Annotated in this window: 13 protein-coding genes; 7 read left to right on the top strand and 6 right to left on the bottom strand. The window is 73.6% G+C overall.

Annotated features, from left to right (window positions below; all coding sequences use genetic code 11):
• Nucleotides 1-5: 5 nt before the first annotated feature.
• From moaA to Dvina_RS53640, 6 genes are all read left to right on the top strand, one after another.
• Nucleotides 6-1,028: a GTP 3',8-cyclase MoaA gene (gene moaA, locus Dvina_RS53615; protein ID WP_223100217.1), complete on the top strand. Its 1,023-nt coding sequence runs from the start codon at nt 6-8 to the stop codon at nt 1,026-1,028.
• Between the two features lie 4 nt (nt 1,029-1,032).
• Nucleotides 1,033-1,269, top strand: coding sequence for a MoaD/ThiS family protein (locus tag Dvina_RS53620; RefSeq protein WP_223100219.1), 237 nt, complete (start codon nt 1,033-1,035; stop codon nt 1,267-1,269).
• A 4-nt stretch (nt 1,270-1,273) separates the two neighbouring features.
• Nucleotides 1,274-2,449, top strand: a complete 1,176-nt coding sequence (locus Dvina_RS53625) for a metallophosphoesterase (RefSeq protein WP_223100221.1) — start codon at nt 1,274-1,276, stop codon at nt 2,447-2,449.
• A gap of 36 nt (nt 2,450-2,485) precedes the next feature.
• Nucleotides 2,486-5,695 (top strand): UvrD-helicase domain-containing protein, encoded by a 3,210-nt coding sequence (locus Dvina_RS53630; RefSeq protein ID WP_246655914.1) that lies wholly within the window; start codon nt 2,486-2,488, stop codon nt 5,693-5,695.
• A 137-nt stretch (nt 5,696-5,832) separates the two neighbouring features.
• Entirely contained in the window at nt 5,833-6,789 is a 957-nt protein-coding gene (locus Dvina_RS53635) for an LppU/SCO3897 family protein (protein ID WP_223106262.1), read from the top strand.
• 269 nt (nt 6,790-7,058) lie between these two features.
• Nucleotides 7,059-8,267 carry an ATP-binding protein gene (locus Dvina_RS53640; protein WP_223100224.1) on the top strand — a complete coding sequence of 403 codons (1,209 nt, stop codon included), beginning with the start codon at nt 7,059-7,061 and terminating at the stop codon, nt 8,265-8,267.
• Nucleotides 8,268-8,600: 333 nt separating this feature from the next.
• Here Dvina_RS53640 and Dvina_RS53645 read toward each other — a convergent pair whose 3' ends face one another.
• Genes Dvina_RS53645 through Dvina_RS53665 form a run of 5 tightly spaced genes read right to left on the bottom strand, consistent with a single transcriptional unit; the run spans nt 8,601 to nt 16,204 of the window.
• A complete protein-coding gene (locus Dvina_RS53645) occupies nt 8,601-9,800 on the bottom strand; it encodes a VWA domain-containing protein (protein ID WP_223100226.1) in 1,200 nt (399 codons plus the stop codon).
• Nucleotides 9,793-12,180 carry a DUF5682 family protein gene (locus Dvina_RS53650; RefSeq protein ID WP_246655915.1) on the bottom strand — a complete coding sequence of 796 codons (2,388 nt, stop codon included), beginning with the start codon at nt 12,178-12,180 and terminating at the stop codon, nt 9,793-9,795. Before Dvina_RS53650 ends, Dvina_RS53645 begins: the two co-directional genes overlap by 8 nt.
• Nucleotides 12,170-13,300 carry an ATP-binding protein gene (locus Dvina_RS53655; protein WP_246655916.1) on the bottom strand — a complete coding sequence of 377 codons (1,131 nt, stop codon included), beginning with the start codon at nt 13,298-13,300 and terminating at the stop codon, nt 12,170-12,172. Before Dvina_RS53655 ends, Dvina_RS53650 begins: the two co-directional genes overlap by 11 nt.
• Nucleotides 13,301-13,316: 16 nt before the next feature.
• A complete protein-coding gene (locus Dvina_RS53660; protein WP_223100228.1) occupies nt 13,317-14,864 on the bottom strand; it encodes a DUF5691 domain-containing protein in 1,548 nt (515 codons plus the stop codon).
• On the bottom strand, nt 14,861-16,204 hold the full coding sequence (locus Dvina_RS53665; protein ID WP_223100230.1) for an SWIM zinc finger family protein: 1,344 nt from the start codon (nt 16,202-16,204) through the stop codon (nt 14,861-14,863). Before Dvina_RS53665 ends, Dvina_RS53660 begins: the two co-directional genes overlap by 4 nt.
• A gap of 55 nt (nt 16,205-16,259) precedes the next feature.
• Here Dvina_RS53665 and Dvina_RS53670 point away from each other — a divergent pair, with 55 nt between their 5' ends.
• Nucleotides 16,260-16,781: a DoxX family protein gene (locus tag Dvina_RS53670; RefSeq protein ID WP_246655917.1), complete on the top strand. Its 522-nt coding sequence runs from the start codon at nt 16,260-16,262 to the stop codon at nt 16,779-16,781.
• Here Dvina_RS53670 and Dvina_RS53675 read toward each other — a convergent pair.
• The gene (locus Dvina_RS53675) at nt 16,744-17,121 is read right to left on the bottom strand and encodes a molybdenum cofactor biosynthesis protein MoaE (RefSeq protein WP_246656711.1); all 378 of its coding nucleotides are present in this window, start codon (nt 17,119-17,121) and stop codon (nt 16,744-16,746) included. The genes Dvina_RS53670 and Dvina_RS53675 overlap by 38 nt on opposite strands.
• Nucleotides 17,122-17,151 lie beyond the last annotated feature (30 nt).

Genomic DNA, 17,151 nt, shown 5'->3' on the forward strand with positions numbered 1-17,151 from the left:
GGTGCATGACCCGTTCGGATGCGAGCGAACCCCCCGGAGCCGGCCTGGCCGACCGGTTCGGCCGGGTCGCCACCGATCTGCGGGTGTCGCTGACCGACCGCTGCAACCTGCGCTGCACCTACTGCATGCCGGCCGAGGGCCTGGAGTGGCTGCCCAACCCGTCGCTGCTGACCGATGACGAGGTCGTGCGGCTGATCGCCGTGGCCGTCAACCGGCTCGGCGTCACCGACGTGCGGTTCACCGGCGGCGAGCCGCTGCTGCGCCGCGGGCTCACCGAGATCGTCCGGGCCGTCGCCGCGCTGCCGGGGCGCCCGCGCATGATGCTCACCACCAACGGCATCGGCCTGGCCCGCCGGGCGGCGGCGCTGGCCGAGGCCGGGCTCGACCGCGTCAACGTCTCGCTCGACACGCTCGACCCCGGCCGGTTCGCGGCGATCACCCGGCGCGACCGGCACGCCGACGTGCTCGCCGGGCTGGCCGCCGCGGCCGCGGCGGGCCTGGTGCCGGTCAAGATGAACGCCGTGCTGCTCCGCGGGGTCAACGACGACGAGGCCGTACCACTGCTGCGCTTTGCCCTTGAGCACGGCTATGAGCTGCGGTTCATCGAGCAGATGCCGCTCGATGCCGGGCACACCTGGCGCCGCGAGGAGATGGTCACCGGCGCCGAGATCCTGGCCGCGCTGCGCTCCGGGTTCGCGCTGACCCCCGACCCCGGCGTCCGCGGCGGCGCGCCGGCCGAGACCTGGGTCGTGGACGGCGGGCCGGCCAAGGTCGGGGTGATCGCCAGCGTGTCGAGCCCCTTCTGCGGCGCCTGCGACCGCACCCGCCTCACCGCCGACGGCTCCGTCCGGTCCTGCCTGTTCAGCCAGGAGGAGACCGACCTGCGCGGGGCGCTGCGGGCCGGGGCCGGCGACGAGGAACTGGCCGACCTGTGGCGCAAGGCGATGTGGGCCAAGCCGGCCGGCCACGGCATCGACGACCCGAAGTTCTTGCAGCCCGCCCGGCCGATGTCGGCCATCGGAGGATGACCAGTTGCTCGTAGTCCGCTACTTCGCGGGGGCCCGCGCAGCCGCCGGCGTGCCCGAGGAGAAGGTCGAGGCGGCAACGCTCGGCGAGCTCGTCGCGGCCGTCACCGCCGACCGCCCCCGCCTGGCCGGTGTGGTGACCGCCTGCTCGTTCCTCGTCGACGGCACCTCGTGGCGGGATCAGAGCGCCACGCTGCCGGCGAGCGCGACAGTGGACGTGCTGCCTCCGTTCGCGGGCGGCTGAGCCGTTGATCGCGATCCTTCTGGCCGTCGTCCTGCTGGTCGTCGGCGGTATCCACTTCTACCTGTGGAAGCGCCTGGTCAAGGACACCACGTCGACGCGGCGGGCCCGGATCGTGGGCTCGGTCGCCGCGGTGGTGCTGGCGCTCGTCATCCCGGCCACCCTGGCCCTCTCGCGGGCGCTGCCGCACTCCCAGCAGGCGCTCGTGGCGTGGCCCGGGTATCTGTGGCTGGCGCTGATGTTCTACCTGCTGGTGACGCTGGCCCTCCTGGAGATCCCGCGGCTGGCGATCCGGCTGTGGCAGCGCCGGCGGGCGGCCGCCGCGCCGGTTGATCCGGACAGCTCCGACAAGCCCGACTTCGACCCCTCGCGGCGGCTGGTGCTGGGCCGGTCGCTGGCCGCCACGGCCGGTGTGCTGTCGGCGAGTGCGGTGGGCATCGGGGTGTACCAGGCAATGGGCGCCCCGAACCTCAAGCGTGTCCCGATCCGGCTGGCCAAGCTCCCGGCGAGCATGAACGGGTTCCGCATCGCGGTGGTGTCGGACATCCACCTCGGGCCGCTGCTCGGCCGCGCGCACACCGAGCGGATCGTCCGGATGATCAACGGCGTGGACGCGGACCTGGTGGCCATCGTCGGAGACCTGGTCGACGGCAGCGTCGCCGAGCTCGGGCCGGCCGCCGAGCCGCTGCAGGACCTGCGCGGCAAGCACGGCGCCTTCTTCGTCACCGGCAATCACGAGTACTTCTCCGGCTTCCAGGAGTGGGTCGACGAGGTGAACTCGCTCGGGGTACGCGTCCTGCGCAACGAGCGCGTCGACGTCCTCGGGCTCGACCTCGCCGGCGTCAACGACCTCAGCGGCGAGGGCGTCGGCGACGGCCCGGACTTCGCCAAGGCGCTCGACGGCCGGGACGCGAACCGGCCCGTGGTCCTGCTCGCCCACCAGCCGATCCAGGCCCACGACGCGGCCAAGCACGGCGTCGACCTGCAGTTGTCGGGGCACACCCACGGCGGCCAGATGGTGCCGTTCAATCTGCTCGTGGGCTTGCAGCAGCCGATCGTGGCCGGCCTGGGGGCAGTGGACGGCACCCAGGTCTACGTCACCCGCGGCGCCGGCTTCTGGGGGCCGCCGGTACGGTTCGGCGCACCTCCGGACATCTCGATCGTTGAGTTGCACGGCGCGTAACGGGTGACGCCCGGGGCGCCTGTGACAGGATGCAGCGTGTCCTCGAACGCCGCTTCCGACTCGTTCGTCGCGGATCTGCACATTCACTCGCGGTATTCCCGAGCGTGCAGTCGCGACCTCAGCATCGAGACGCTCACCTGGTGGGCGCGGCGTAAGGGCATCGCCCTGCTGGGCACCGGCGACTTCACCCACCCCGCCTGGTTCGACCATCTGCGCGAGGCGCTGGTGCCGGCCGAGCCCGGGCTCTACCGGCTGCACCCGGACCGCGAGGCCGACATCCTGCGCCGGCTGCCGGCCCGGCTCGGCGTGGCCGAAGCGGGCGCGCGGTTCATGCTCTCGGTCGAGATCTCCACGATCTACAAGCGCGGTGAACGTACCCGCAAAGTCCACCACCTCATCTATCAGCCCGACTTCGAGGCGGTCGAGCGCTTCAACACCGCACTCGGGCGGATCGGCAACCTCGGCTCCGACGGCCGGCCGATTCTCGGGCTGGACTCCCGGGACCTCCTGGAGATCACGCTTGAGGCGAGCCCGGACGGGTTCCTCGTGCCGGCGCACATCTGGACCCCCTGGTTCTCCGCGCTGGGCTCCAAATCGGGCTTCGACGCCATCGCCGACTGCTACGCCGACCTCGCCGAGCACATCTTCGCCGTCGAGACCGGGCTGTCCTCCGACCCGGAGATGAACTGGCGGGTGTCGTCGCTGGACCGGTATCGGCTGGTCAGCAACTCCGACGCGCACTCCGCGCCCGCGCTGGCCCGGGAGGCGACGCTGCTGCGGGGCGAGCTGTCCTACATCGGCGTGCGCGACATGCTCCGCACCGGCGACGGGCTGGTCGGCACGCTCGAGTTCTTCCCCGAGGAGGGCAAGTATCACGCCGACGGCCACCGCGCCTGCGACGTGAACTGGCCGCCGGCCCGCACCCGCGAGGCCCAGGGCCGCTGTCCGGAGTGCGGCAAGCCCCTCACTGTGGGGGTACTGCACCGCGTCGAAGAGCTGGCCGACCGGCCGGAGGGATACATCCCGGCGGGCGCGCCGAACGTCACCCACCTGATCCAGCTGCACGAGATCCTCGGCGAGATCAACGGGGTCGGGCCGAAGTCGAAGACCGTCGACGAGAAGCTGAGCGCGCTCGTCGCGGAGCTGGGCTCGGAGCTGTCGATCCTGCGCTCGGTGCCGATCGAGGACATCGCCCGGGCCGGCGGCGAACTCCTCGGCGAGGGCATCGCGCGGCTGCGGCGCGGCGAGGTGCACCGGACGCCGGGGTACGACGGCGAATACGGGGTCATCCGCCTGTTCGAGCCGTCCGAACTGCGTGGAGGTGCGCAGGAGGACGCGCTGTTCGAGGTACCGATGCCGGTTCTGCCGAAGCAGCGCCGAGCCGAGGCGGCCCCCAAGGCCCAGCCCCGGCGGCGGCGTTCTGCGCCCGCGGAGGCCCCGCCACCGCCCCCGCCGATCTCCGCGCCGGCGTCGCCGCACGAGCCCCTGGAGCCGATGCTGGCCGGCATGGAGGAGGTCGGGACCGGCCTGCTCGACCGGCTCGACGCGCTCCAGCGGGTGGCGGCCTCGGCGCCCGGCGGCCCGCTGCTGATCGTGGCCGGCCCCGGCACCGGCAAGACCCGCACGCTCACCCACCGGCTCGCCTATCTCTGCGCCGAGCTGGGTGTCTACCCGGAGGAGTGCCTGGCGATCACGTTCACCCGGCGGGCCGCCGAGGAGCTGCGCGAGCGCCTCGAGGTGCTGCTCGGGCCGGTCACCGAGGCGGTCACGGTCTCCACGTTCCACGCTCTCGGCCTGCAGATCCTGCGCGAGAACGCCCCGGCGGTCGGGCTCACCCCGCAGTTTCGCATCGCCGAGGAGTCCGACCTGCTCACGGCGCTGGAGCCGCTGAGCGAGAAGGAGGCCCGCAAGGCGCTCGCGGCTCTTGAGCCGGCGACCCGGGAGACCCTGGCGAAGGCGCTGCGGGCCCGCGACATGGTGTCGCTCGACGAGCTGCTGACGCTGACGGTCGACCTGCTGCGCTCGTCGCCGGCGCTGGTATCGCGCTATCGGGCCCGTTGGCGCTGGATATTCGTTGACGAATACCAGGACGTCGACCCGGTGCAGTACGAGCTGCTCGGCCTGCTGTGCCCGCCGGGCGGCAACCTGTGCGCGATCGGCGACCCGGACCAGGCCATCTACTCGTTCCGCGGGGCCGAGGTCTCCTTCTTCCTGCGCTTCGCCGGCGACTTCTCGACGCCTGATGTCGACGCCCGCGTGGTCCGGCTGACCCGCAACTACCGCTCGTCGGCGCCGATCCTGGCCGCCGCTGTGCAGGCGATCGCCCCCACCACGCTCGTCCCCGGCCGCCGGCTCGACCCGGCCCGGCTCGACCTGGAGGCGCCGGTCGTCGGGCTCTACCCGGCCAACTCCGTGGCCGACGAGGCGGACTTCGTGGTGCGCACGGTGGACGAGCTGGTCGGCGGCCTCTCGCACCGCTCGCACGACAACCGCGTCGACTCCCGCACCACCATCGGTGCGATGTCCTTCGCCGACATCGCGGTGCTGTACCGCACCGACGCGCAGGCCGGGCCTATCGTCGATGCGCTGAGCCGGGCCGGGGTACCCGTGCAGAAGCGCTCGCACGACCGCCTGCTCGACCGCCCCGGCGTAGCCGCCATCGCCCGCGAGCTGCGTCACGCCGACGGCCTCGGCGGCTCGATCGCGGCCCGGGTCCGCCTGGCCGGCCAGGTCGTCGCCGGCCGCTGCGGCACGCTTGACAGCGACCTGATGACCTTGAACGAGTCGGACGTGTGGAACGCGGTCGACCTGATGACACCGCTCGCGCTGCGGGCCGGCAGCGACCTGGACGAGTTTCTGGGCGCGCTGGCCACCGGGGCCGAGGTCGACGGCTGGGACCCGCGGGCCGACCGGGTGAACCTGCTGACCCTGCACGCCTCGAAGGGTCTGGAGTTCCCTGTCGTCTTCCTGGTCGGGGCCGAGGACGGGCTGCTGCCGCTGCGGCCCTACGCCGGGGCCAAGCAGACCGACGACGACATCGCCGAGGAGCGCCGCCTGTTCTTCGTCGGCCTCACCCGGGCCCAGGACCGGCTCTTCGTGTCGCACAGCCGCACCCGGTTCCGCTTCGGATCGGAGCGCGAGATGGCGCCGACGCCGTTCCTCGCGCCGATCGACCCCGGCCTGCTGGAGCGGCGCGGTCCGGCCGCCCCGCGCAAGCCCAAAGATCGACAGTTGCGCCTGATCTGATCGATTTCCGCGGTTTTTGTGAACGCTTTTTGGCGCGGATCCGTGAGGCTCTAGGGGGGATGGGTAGAGATACCGTTGCTGCACGGGCGCCGATAGGCTCACCAAGCCGACCAGGGCCGCAGGACCAGGAGGACATCATGTCGGGTTACGGACCGCCGGGCGGACCGTACCAGGGTCAACCTCAGGACCCATGGCAGCAGGGTGGTCAACAGGACCCCTACGCAGACCAGGGCTACGGCCAGGGCGGCGGACGCCAGGGCGGTGGCGCCGGCGGCAACTACGGCCAGGGCAGCGGTTACGGCCAGGGCGGGGGCGACTACGGCCAGGGCGGTGGTGGCGGCGGCGGTTACGGCGACCGCGGCTACGGCGGCGGTGCCGGCGGCTATGACCAGGGCGGTGCCGGCGGCTACGGCGGCGGTGGCGGTGGCTACGGCAACCAGGGCTACGGCAACCAGGGTGGCTACAACGACCCGGCCTACGACGACCGCCGCGGCGCCTACAACGACGACCGCACCTACCAGCAGCCCCCCGGCAGCGGTGGCTACCAGCCCTACGGCAACGAGCCCGGCGGCTACAACGATGAGCCGCAGTGGGGCCCGCCCCCGCAGGAGGAGCCCAAGAAGCGCTCCGGCGGCACCATCGCGCTCGTCGCCGTCCTCGTCCTGCTCCTGCTGGGCGGCGGCGGCATCGGCCTGTACTACTACGTGTCGAAGGACAAGGGCACGGCGACGAACAACCCACCGGCCGCGCAGTCCTCGTCCTCGGCCAAGCCCGACAGCTCGGCCGCGGCGCCGAACGGCGGGCAGTCCGGCAAGCCGACCGGCAACCCGTCGGCCTCAAAGCCCGGCGTCCAGGCCGGCGACGCCGCCTCGGTCCAGGTCGGCGAGTGCCTGAAGAACGTCGGCACCAGCAACGACAAGCCGCAGATGCAGAAGGTCCAGTGCGGCCCCGGCGCCTACGAGGTGCTCAAGCGGATCCCCGGAACGACCGACAAGAACAAGTGCGAAGGCACTCCCGGGTACTCGCACAACTACTTCTTCGACAGCCCGGTCGACTCCAACGACTTCGTGCTCTGTCTGAAACTTCGCAGCTGACCTGCGGTTTCGTCCTTGGCCCCGGCGCTCGCCGGGGCCTTGGTGTTTTCCGGGGCCCTTGCGACAAGGCCCCGAACGGGTGTAGTACATTAGTTCGAGCCAGGCATCGAACAGCTGTTCGGTAGTCTACGAGGGTCGGTTCGATGGCGTCGTATAACGCTGTCTTGCGCCTGCGCTAGATACTCCTAGATATGCCACGACGACACGCCGTAGAGGTTCTTCTACGGGGTTCTAGCCTGCGCGCTAGAGAGCCCGATACTGTGCGATTCGTGGACCCCGTTCGCAATCCCTACGCGCCAGGGGCCGGTCAGCGCCCACCGGAGCTCGCCGGACGCGACCGTGAGCTGCATGCGTTCGACGTCGTCCTGGAGCGGGTGGCCCGTGGCCGCCCCGAGCGGTCCCTGATGCTCACCGGGCTGCGCGGCGTCGGCAAGACCGTCCTGCTCAACACGCTGCGGTCCGAGGCCATCTCGCATCTGTGGGGTACCGGCAAGATCGAGGCGCGCCCCGACCAGTCCCTGCGCCGCCCGGTCTCCGCCGCCATGCACATGGCCATCCGCGAACTGGCCCCGCACCACCGCGCCCCCGACCGGATCGACGAGTTCCTCGGAGTGCTCAAGGCGTTCGCCCTGCGCGAGGACCCTCGCAAGCCTCCGTCAAAACTTCGCGACCGCTGGCAGCCGGGCATCGACGTACCCCCGGCCACGGGCCGCGCGGACTCGGGCGACATCGAGATCGACCTGGTGGAGCTGTTCACCGACGCCGCAAGCGTGGCGACGGACGTGGGCACCGGGGTGGCGCTGTTCATCGACGAGCTCCAGGACGTCTCCGCCGAGGACATCTCGGCCCTGTGCGCGGCGTGCCACGAGCTCTCCCAGACCGGCGCCCCGCTGATCGTGGTCGGGGCCGGACTGCCGCACGTCCCCGCGCTGCTGTCCGCCTCGAAGTCGTACTCCGAGCGCCTCTTCCGCTACCAGCGCATCGACCGCCTGGACCGCATCGCCGCCGACCTGGCGCTGACGGCTCCGGCGGAGCGGGAGGAGGTCGAGTACGAGGCGAAGGCGCTTGACGCGCTGTACGAGGCGTCGGGCGGCTACCCGTACTTCGTCCAGGCCTACGGCAAGGCGACCTGGGACCACGCCCCCCGCTCCCCGATCACCGCCGCCGACGTCCGAGTGGCCGCTCCGGAGGCCGAGGCCGAGTTGGCGGTGGGCTTCTTCGGCTCCCGCTACGAGCGCGCGACTCCCGCCGAGCGCGAGTACATGCGCACGATGGCCACCCTGCTCCCGGCCGTCGACGTCTCCGAAGCCGTCCCGACCGCGGAGGTCGCCCGCACGCTGGCCCGCAAGCCGGCCAGCCTGTCCCCGGCCCGCGACGCCTTGATCAAGAAGGGCCTGATCTACTCGGGCGAACGCGGGACCGTCGCCTTCACCGTCCCCCACTTCGCCCGCTACCTGCGCACCCAACCCACGGAGTAGCCACCTCCCACCGGCCACCACTTCACCACCGCCAGCAACCACCCGGTGAGCGGCAACCCGTACGGCGTCGCCCCCGCGCGCCCCCACGTCGTGCGACCCAGGGCGGCCCGGCCGGCTCACCGACACCACGAAGCAGCGCGAGGACCAAATCGCAGGCGGGCACGGCGACCGGTCTCAGGCGGCCCGCAGCCGATCCCGGACGGGCGCGCGCGACTGGCCGCAGGCGAGCGCGGCAGCTGATCTCGGGCGGGCGCGCAGCCGGCCTCGGGCGGGCATGAAGGCTGGCCTCGGACGGCGCGGCGGCTGGCGAGGTGCGACGGCGGCGCGCGTGGGTCATTTCTGGGCCTTGGCCGCCTCCGCGCGCTCCATGATGCCGCGCAGGTCGCGGTGCTCGATCGCGGCGGCCATCAGCTCGGGGAAGACGTCGGGCGTGCAGGCGAACGCGGGCACGCCCAGGGCGGCCAGCGCGGCGGCGTTCTCGCGGTCGTAGTCCGGCGCGCCCTCGTCGGACAGGGCCAGGAGCGTGATCACCTGCACGCCGGCCGCCGTCATCGCGGCGACCCGGCGCAGCATCTCCTCGCGGATGCCGCCCTCGTACAGGTCGCTGATGAGGACGAATATCGTGTCGCGCGGGCGGCTGATCAGCTGCTGGCCGTAGGCAATGGCGCGGTTGATGTCCGTGCCGCCGCCGAGCTGGGTGCCGAAGAGCACGTCGACCGGGTCGCTGAGCCGGTCGGTGAGGTCGACGACGGCGGTGTCGAAGACGACGAGTGACGTCTTCAGCGAGCGCATCGAGGCCAGGACGGCGGCGAACACACCCGAGTAGACGACCGAGGCTGCCATCGAACCCGACTGGTCCACGCACAGCACGATGTCCCGCTGCACCGCCTGGGCCCGGCGACCGTACCCGATGAGCCGCTCCGGCACGATCGTGCGCTGCTCGACCTGGTAGTGCTTCAGGTTTGCCTGAATCGTCCGGTTCCAGTCGATGTCGTGGTGCCGCGGCCGGTTGATGCGGGCCGCGCGGTTCAGCGCGCCCGTCAGCGCGGTGCGGGTCGGCTGGGAGATCCGGCGCTCCAGCTCGCCGACGACCTTCGCCACGACCTTCCGGGCCGCCCGCTTGCTCTTGTCCGGCATGACCCGGTTGAGCGACAGGAGCGTCCCGACCAGGTGCACGTCGGGCTCCACGGCGTCGAGCATCTCGGGCTCCAGCAGCAGCCGCGTGAGGTTCAGCCGCTCGATCGCGTCGGCCTGCATGACCTGCACGACAGTCGACGGGAAGTACTGCCGGATGTCCCCCAGCCACCGCGCCACCCGCGGCGCCGAGGCCCCGAGCCCGGCCCCGCGCTGGCTCGCCGGGCCGTCGGACCCGTGGTCGTAGAGCGCCCCGAGCGCCGCGTCGACCGCCGCATCCTGCCCGCTCAGCCCATACCCGGTCCCCTCGGCCCCGGGCGCGCCGCCCAGCGCCAGCCGCCACCGCCGCAGCCGCTCATCCCCGTCGTCGCCGAGACCCTCATCCACGCGCTCAGACATGCAGCTCCCTCCCCAGAAGTCGGGCGGCGACCGGGAGCAGCAGCGCGCCGCGGGCCGGGTCGACCTCGTCGTCGCTGCCGGTGCCGGGCCGGGCGGTCCCGATGTTCGCCGCGCGCTCGCCGATCATCCGGCGCTGCGGGGCCGGGTAGCCGCTGAACGTCCGCCGCAGCAGCGGCAGGACCTCGACGAACGCGTCGGCCGGGATCCCGGTCAGCCAGGCGTCGACGAGGGCCAGGAGCCGCTCGTCGTGGACCAGCAGCAGGCCGTCGCCGGCGAGGAACCCCTCGATCCAGGCCGCCGTCCGCGCCACCGGCACGCCCACGGTCAGCACGAGCGCCATGCGCTCGCCGATCTCGTCGGCGTCGACGGCGCCCGCGTCGAGCAGCAGCCGGTTCATCCGCCCGGTGAGCAGGCCGTGCAGGTCGTCGCGGGTCGACAGGCCGGCCAGCACCGCCTGCCACCGGGCCTGGGCCTCGGCCTCGTCGACAAGGGCCAGCGCGCCCTGCACGCCGTCGATCCGGTCGCGCATGACGGCCGCGGCCGTGTCGTCGAGGCCGCCGACCGCGGCGGGCAGGCCGACGCAAATGCGGGTGATCATGCCGAGCGTGACGTCGCGGAGAGCGGAGAGGTCGGTGCCGCGCACGTCGCCGTAGCGGAGGGTGCGGGCCAGCGCCGGCAGCGCGTCCATCAGGTGGGCGACGTCGGCGTCGAGGGCCATCCGCTCGTCGAGCGCGTCGAGCACGCCGGGCAGTGCGTCCGGCAGGTCGGCCAGCAGGCACCGCTCCACAAGCGCTGTCACGTCGGCCAGGGTGGCCGCGGACAGGGCCAGCTCGGCGACCCGGGCGGTCGCCGCTTCCAGGACCGTCGTGCCGTAAGCCCCCGCCTCCACCAGGTCCACCGCAAACTCCGGCTGCCAGGCGATCTCCCACTCCTCGCGGAAGGTCCCCTTGCCCTTGGACGCGGCGAGCACCTTGCCCCACTCGACGCCGAGGAGCCGCAGCCGATGCAGCAGCCGGCTGCGCTCGAGATCGAACGCCTGGCGCAGGTCCAGCTTCAGCTCACGCCGCTCGACCTTCGGCGGGAGCCGCAATCGCCGCTGGCTGCCGGCGACATCCTTCGCGATCGGTACCCCCGGCGTCTGATCCGGCACCCGCCCGAGCCGATCCCCCACGACCAGGCGCCGGTTGATGAGCGCGAGCCGCAGGTCGTCGCCGTCACACAGCACCGCGTGGGCCGCGTCCGTGACCTCGGCCAGCCCCGCCAGCGGCCGCCCGCGCATCGTCGCCAGCGCGTCGGCCAGCCGGGTCGCCTCGATGACGTGCGCGCTCGACACCGGCACGCCGTCCTTGCGCAGGACGCCCGCCGCCCGCACCAGCCACCGCTCGATGACGTGCGCGTCGACCGAGGTGAACAGGTGGTGGTACCAGCCGGGGGAGCGCACCCCCGCCCCGTACCCCTGCCACGACGCCAGCCGCGCGTGGGTCCACGGCACCCAGGTCATCGCCACCTTGACCTTCGGCAGCCCGCGCACCACAGCGGCGTCGGCCGAGGCGCTGGGCAGCGGAGCGGTCAACGCCGGCACGTGCCAGGCGCCGCAGACCACCGCCACCCGCTCGAACTCCTTGAGCGCCCCCCGCAGCCCGATGCGCATGTACGCCTCGCGCCGCTCCTCCTCGACCCGCTCGGCCTCCCCCGGCTCCGGCGAGTGCGCCCGCACCACGGTCATGGCCTCGGCGATCGCCGCGAACGGAGCCGAAGCCGCCGCCAGCTCAGCCTCGTCCACGTGCACGCCGCCGTCCCCAGCGAAGAGACCGACCCCGCCCATCCCGTCGTCAGCGACAGCGGCGGGGTCGGCGGCGGAGTCCGAGGCAGGCCCGGAGGGGTCGGCGGCGGACGGGGAGGGCGGAGCGGGTGCGGGGTGGTTGAAGCGGTGCTCGACCACGTCTTCCCACCAGCGCTCGGGATCGTCGTAGCCGGCCGCCTCGGCGAGCGCCCCGATCGGGTCCAGCCGCACCGACCCCGCTTCGGGCACCGCCGGCGAGGGCGGGGCGGCCAGCCGGACGGCCGCCGGCATGTCGACGAACCGCACCGGCACGTCGCGGGCCACGGCCCACCGGATCGCCTGCCACTCCGGCGAGAACTCGGCGAGCGGCCAGAACGAGGCGCGCAGCTTCGGATCGGGGTTGTCGGCCGGATACCCGAGCAGCGCAACCGGCGCCCGCATGTCCTCGTCGCCGGCGTAGGGCACGAGCGCGTCGGCCTCGGGCGGTCCCTCGATCAGGATCACCTCGGGCTGGAACGCGGCGAGCGCCCGCCGGACGGCCCGCGCCGACCCCGGGCCGTGGTGGCGCACCCCGAGGAGCAGCGGCTCACTCGCCACGGCGGGCCGCTCGGTAGAAGTCCCGCCAGCCCTCGCGCTCGCGGACGACAGTCTCCAGGTACTCCTGCCACACGACCTGGTCCGACACCGGGTCCTTGACCACGGCGCCGAGGATGCCCGCGGCCACGTCACCGGCCCGCAGCACGCCGTCGCCGAAGTGGGCGGCGAGCGCGATCCCGTTGGTGACCACCGAGATCGCCTCGGCCGTCGACAGGGTGCCGCTGGGGGACTTGAGCTTCGTCCGGCCGTCCTCGGTGACCCCGTTGCGCAGCTCCCGGAACACGGTGACGACCCGGCGGATCTCGTCGGCGGCCGGCGGCAGCTCGGGCAGCTCGAGGGCCTTGCCGAGCGCGGCGACCCGGCGGGCCACGATGTCGACCTCCTCCTCGACGCCGGCCGGCACCGGCAGCACCACGGTGTTGAACCGGCGGCGCAGCGCGGAGGAGAGCTCGTTGACCCCGCGGTCGCGGTCGTTGGCGGTGGCGATGACGTTGAAGCCCTTGCGGGCCTGGACCTCCTGACCGAGCTCGGGCACCGGCAGGGTCTTCTCGGACAGGATCGTGATCAGCGTGTCCTGCACGTCGGAGGGGACGCGGGTCAGCTCCTCGATCCGGGCGATCCGTCCGTCGGCCATGGCCCGCAGCACCGGGCTGGGCACCAGGGCGGCGCGGCTGGGGCCCTCGGCGAGGAGGCGGGCGTAGTTCCAGCCGTAGCGGATCGCCTCCTCCGGCGTCCCGGCCGTGCCCTGCACCAGCAGCGTCGAGTCGCCGCTGATGGCCGCCGAGAGGTGCTCGGACACCCAGGTCTTCGCGGTGCCGGGGACGCCGAGCAGCAGCAGCGCCCGGTCGGTGGCCAGGGTGGCCACGGCCACCTCCATGAGCCGGCGCGGCCCGACGTACTTCGGCACGATCACGGTCCCGTCGGCCGCTTCTCCGCCGAGCAGGTATGTCACGACCGCGGCGGGGGAGAGCCGCCACCCCGGCGGGCGGGGCCGCTCGTCGCCGGCCGCGAGCGCGATGAGCTCGACGGCAAACTCGTCCTCGGCGTGGCGCCGCTGCACCGTCTCGGCGACTGGCGCACCGTCGACGTGGACGACTGTGACATCGACTGAGCTGGTCACATGAACTCCAGGGGGATCATCGGAGTTCCGCGAGCATGTCGTCACGGAACCGAAGCGTGTCGGCGAAGCGGCCGACGATCGAGGACATCGGGTCGTCCGAGGGCAGCGCGGCGGCCATGGTGGTGGCCCGCGCCGCGGTGTCGGCCGGCAGGCGCAGGGCGGCCAGCTCGCACAGGCCGGCTAGGCGCCAGCCCGCCGACCGGCGGCCGCTCAGGTCGTCGAGCGCGGCGAACACCGCCTCGACAAGCGGCTCGGGCCATGGCCGCGGGCAGAGCTCGAGCACGTGCTCGACGCCGACCGCTGCCGCACCGGCGAGCCCGCGGCGCAGCACGGCGACGGCGAGGGCGGAAAGCGCATCGGAGGGCAGCGCGTCGTAGAGAGCCTCGAGCAGCAGCCGGTCGTCGGGCCGCCCGCCCGCGGCTACCTCCTCGGTGAGCCGGCCGGTCAGCGCGGTGGCCCACGCCGGGTCCCGCTGCCCGGCCGCGGCCCGGGCCAGCCCGCGGCGCAGGACGGCCACCCACTCCTCGGTCACCGGCAGCGCCAGGAACTCCTCGGGCTCGCCCCACACCGTCAGCGGCGTGCGGGTCAGCAGCTCCTCCAGCCACCAGGCCCGCTCCCCGACCCCCGCGGGCGGCCGGGCCACGATCCCGTCGCGGCGCATGGCCTTGTCGCAGGCGGCCGGTGGCTCCACGTGAATCCGGCCGTCGACCACCCGCACGGCGGCGGTGGTGCGCTCGATCATCCGCCGGGCGTACGCGCTGTCGGGCAGCATCGCCAGAAGGTCGAGCGCCACGTTGCGGACCTCCTTGCGCCGGTCGTCGAGGGCGCCCTCCAGCACCGGCTCGTCGGCGGGGGAGAGCCCGGTCGCGAACGTCCCGAGCAGCGCGGCCCGGTCGTCGGGCGTCTCGGTCGGCCAGACGTCGGCGAGCATGTCGCGCCCCCGCTGCTCGCCCGTCGGCCCGCCGCGCCGCACGGCGGTGAGGATGCCGACCCGCCGGCCGATGGTCCCGAGCTCCCAGCCCTGCGGGTCGTCGGCCGCCGCCTGGATGTCGCCGGTCGCCGAGGAGTCGAGGTAGGCCCACTCGGGCCGCTGCCGAGCCAGCCAGGCCACGCGCGGGCCCCCGGCCGCGGCGACGAGCGGCCGCAGCGCCCGGTGCCGCCGCCCGATCTCCAGCAGCGCCGGCAGCAGCTCGCCCGGCACCCGGCGCCCCCGCGCCGCGGAGAGCCACTCGTAGAGCAGCTCGAGCCGCCCGTCGGCGTCGCGAACGGGCACCGCATTGCTCGTCCCGTAGCCGGCCGCATCGACCGCCAGCAGATCCGCCGCCCGCGCGGCCGCCGTCCACGACACCAGCGGCATGTCCGAGTCGTCAGGCGCCGCCTCCGGCACCGTGAGCCCGCCGCGGGCCCGAAAGCCGGCCCGCCGGTACAGCGTCAGCGCCCCCGCCGCGTCGAGCAACGCCTCGGCCGCGTCCTGCCCCGGCCGCCCGACCCCGGCCGGCAACGTCCGCCGCTGCGTGCCGACAAGCGCCGTGGCCAACACGTCGCCCCAGTCCGGCGCGTTCACAGGCGCACCAGCCGGTCGTCGGCCCACACGCCGAGGGGGCGCAGGCCGCCCGCCGACCACTCGCCGGTCACCGTCGCCGCGCGGCCTGCGGTCACTGCCACGAGCCGCCACGGCTCCCCCGCCGCCGGGTCGAGCGGCAGCCCGAACCCGGACGCGTCGACGAGGGCCCAGCCCGAGCCGTCGCGCACCGGCACGACGCCGTCGAGCGCCATCGGCCAGTAGTCGAGCCAGGGGTCGCCGGCCAGGGCCAGGGCGTGCGCGTGCAGGTTGTCCTCGATGCCCGCGCCGCCGGCGACGAAGTGCATGCGCTCCGGAGGTGCGTGCCGCTTCGCGATGAGCGCGCGGGCCGGCTGGCCGCCCGGGTAGAGGCAGACGTCGGCGTCGATCTCGGTGCCGGGGAGCAGGTCGATCGGGAGCGACTGGCCGGCCACGGCGAACGACAGGATGATCAGCGGCTGCCCGGTGGCGGCGCCGCGCAGCCACGCCCGGCGCACGGTGAGCTGGTCCTCGATCTCGTCGCGGACACCGTGGACCTGCCAGCGCTCGCGCACCGGCGGCCCGGCCAGGACGGTCTCGGTCGCGATAGGCACCCCGACCCGCATCCGGACGCTGTCCGCGAGCTCGGCGGGCAGCTCGTCGAGGCGCCGGTAGCCGCCGACAAGCAGGTGCAGCCGGGCCAGCTCGCCCAGGAGCCGCTCCGGCGAGCCCATCACGGCCCCGGTGCGCCGCAGGATGCCGGCCGCGCTGGCCGCCTGCGCGTCGACCAGCCGGGCGGTCATGCTGTCCCAGGCCGGCCCGCTCTTCGCCGCCCCGGCGAGGCCGGAGCGCACCTGGTCGGCCAGCCAGCGGTCCAGCTCATCGAGGCCGGAGGCGATGCGGTCGGCCCGGCGCGCCTGGGCTTTCTCGCTCGGGGCGGCCCTCCCCGCAGTACCCCCGACGCCGCTCTTGGCCGTTTCGACGGGGGGTTTCGGAGCGGCTCGGGCGGCTCGGGCGGCCTGCCAGGCGCTGGCCCAGGAGGGCGCGACGGCCTCGGGGACGGCGCCCGACGACCAGCGCAGGAGCAGGGCGAGCGCGTGCTTGCAGGGAAACTTGCGGCTCGGGCAGGTGCACTTGAACGCGGGTTCGGTGAGGTCGACGGCGGTCTGGTAGGGCGTGCTGCCGCTGCCCTGGCACAGCCCCCACAGCGTGGGGTCGATGTCATCGTCGGCGGCGAGCCCGGTCTCCAGCCAGGCGCGGTCACCGGCCAGCGCGCGGGCCGCCCGCTGCGCGGCCGAGTCGGGGGCCAGCGCCATCACCTGGTCGGTCGTCCAGACGGTGCTCACCGTCGTTGTCTCCGCCATGCCGCTAACCGTAGTCAGGGGGTACGACATTTCTCCGCTGGGTATGTTGGCCTTCATGAGACCCGTGCGCACCGCCGCCCGATCGATGCTGGCAGCGATCTTCGTGATTCAGGGTTGGTCGTCGTTCTCGAACCCGGCGCGGCTGGCCGGCAAGGCCGTGCGGGTCACGGAGAAGCTCGAACCGACGATCAAGGCCATGCATCCGAGCCTGCCGACCGAGGCCGAGACGCTCGTGCGGGTCAACGGCGCGGTCCAGGTGGCGGGCGGCCTGCTGCTGGCGAGTGGGCACGCGACGCGGCCGGCCGCACTGGCCCTGGCCGGGTCGCTGGTGCCGACGACGCTGGCCGGGCACGCGTTCTGGGAGATCGAGGACCCGGCCGAGCGGGCCCAGCAGCGCATCCAGTTCCTCAAGAACGTCGGCCTGTTCGGCGGGCTGCTGCTGGCCGCGCTCGACCGGGAGGGCCGCCCCGACCTGCGCTGGCGGGCCGGTCACGCGGCGCGTTCGTCGGCGAGGACCCTCAAGCGGGCGCGCCGGCACCTCAGGGACAGTTCACCCATTCCTCTTCACCATCGGTGAACACCTGACGCTTCCAGATCGGCAGCCGCGCCTTGACCTCGTCGACGAGGCGGGCGCAGAGCGCGAACGCCTCCGCCCGGTGCGCGGTGGACACGGCGGCGGCAAGCGCGACATCGCCGATCTCCAGCCGGCCGATCCGGTGGGACACGGCGATCCCGCGTACGGCCGGGTCGGCGGCGATCTCGGCCGCGACCTCGGCGAGGACGCCGGCGGCGCTGGGGTGGCCCTCGTACTCGAGCTCCACGACGCCCCGGCCGCCGTCGTGATCGCGCACGACGCCGGCGAATGACACGACGGCTCCGGCCGCGGGGTGCGCGACCGCGCGCTCGTGCGCCTGCATGTCCAGCGGCTCGGTGGTGACCTCGGTGAA

It is taken from the genome of Dactylosporangium vinaceum, from assembly GCF_019904175.1.
Classification (GTDB): Bacteria; Actinomycetota; Actinomycetes; order Mycobacteriales; family Micromonosporaceae; genus Dactylosporangium; species Dactylosporangium vinaceum.

Excerpts from the sequence above, each read along its gene's own strand:
- moaA (WP_223100217.1), top strand. The coding sequence starts at position 6 with ATGACCCGTTCGGATGCGAGCGAACCCCCCGGAGCCGGCCTGGCCGAC.
- Dvina_RS53675 (WP_246656711.1), bottom strand. The coding sequence starts at position 17,121 with ATGCAGGCGCACGAGCGCGCGGTCGCGCACCCCGCGGCCGGAGCCGTC.
- Dvina_RS53665 (WP_223100230.1), bottom strand. The coding sequence starts at position 16,204 with ATGGCGGAGACAACGACGGTGAGCACCGTCTGGACGACCGACCAGGTG.
- Dvina_RS53635 (WP_223106262.1), top strand. The coding sequence starts at position 5,833 with ATGTCGGGTTACGGACCGCCGGGCGGACCGTACCAGGGTCAACCTCAG.
- Dvina_RS53670 (WP_246655917.1), top strand. The coding sequence starts at position 16,260 with ATGAGACCCGTGCGCACCGCCGCCCGATCGATGCTGGCAGCGATCTTC.
- Dvina_RS53645 (WP_223100226.1), bottom strand. The coding sequence starts at position 9,800 with ATGTCTGAGCGCGTGGATGAGGGTCTCGGCGACGACGGGGATGAGCGG.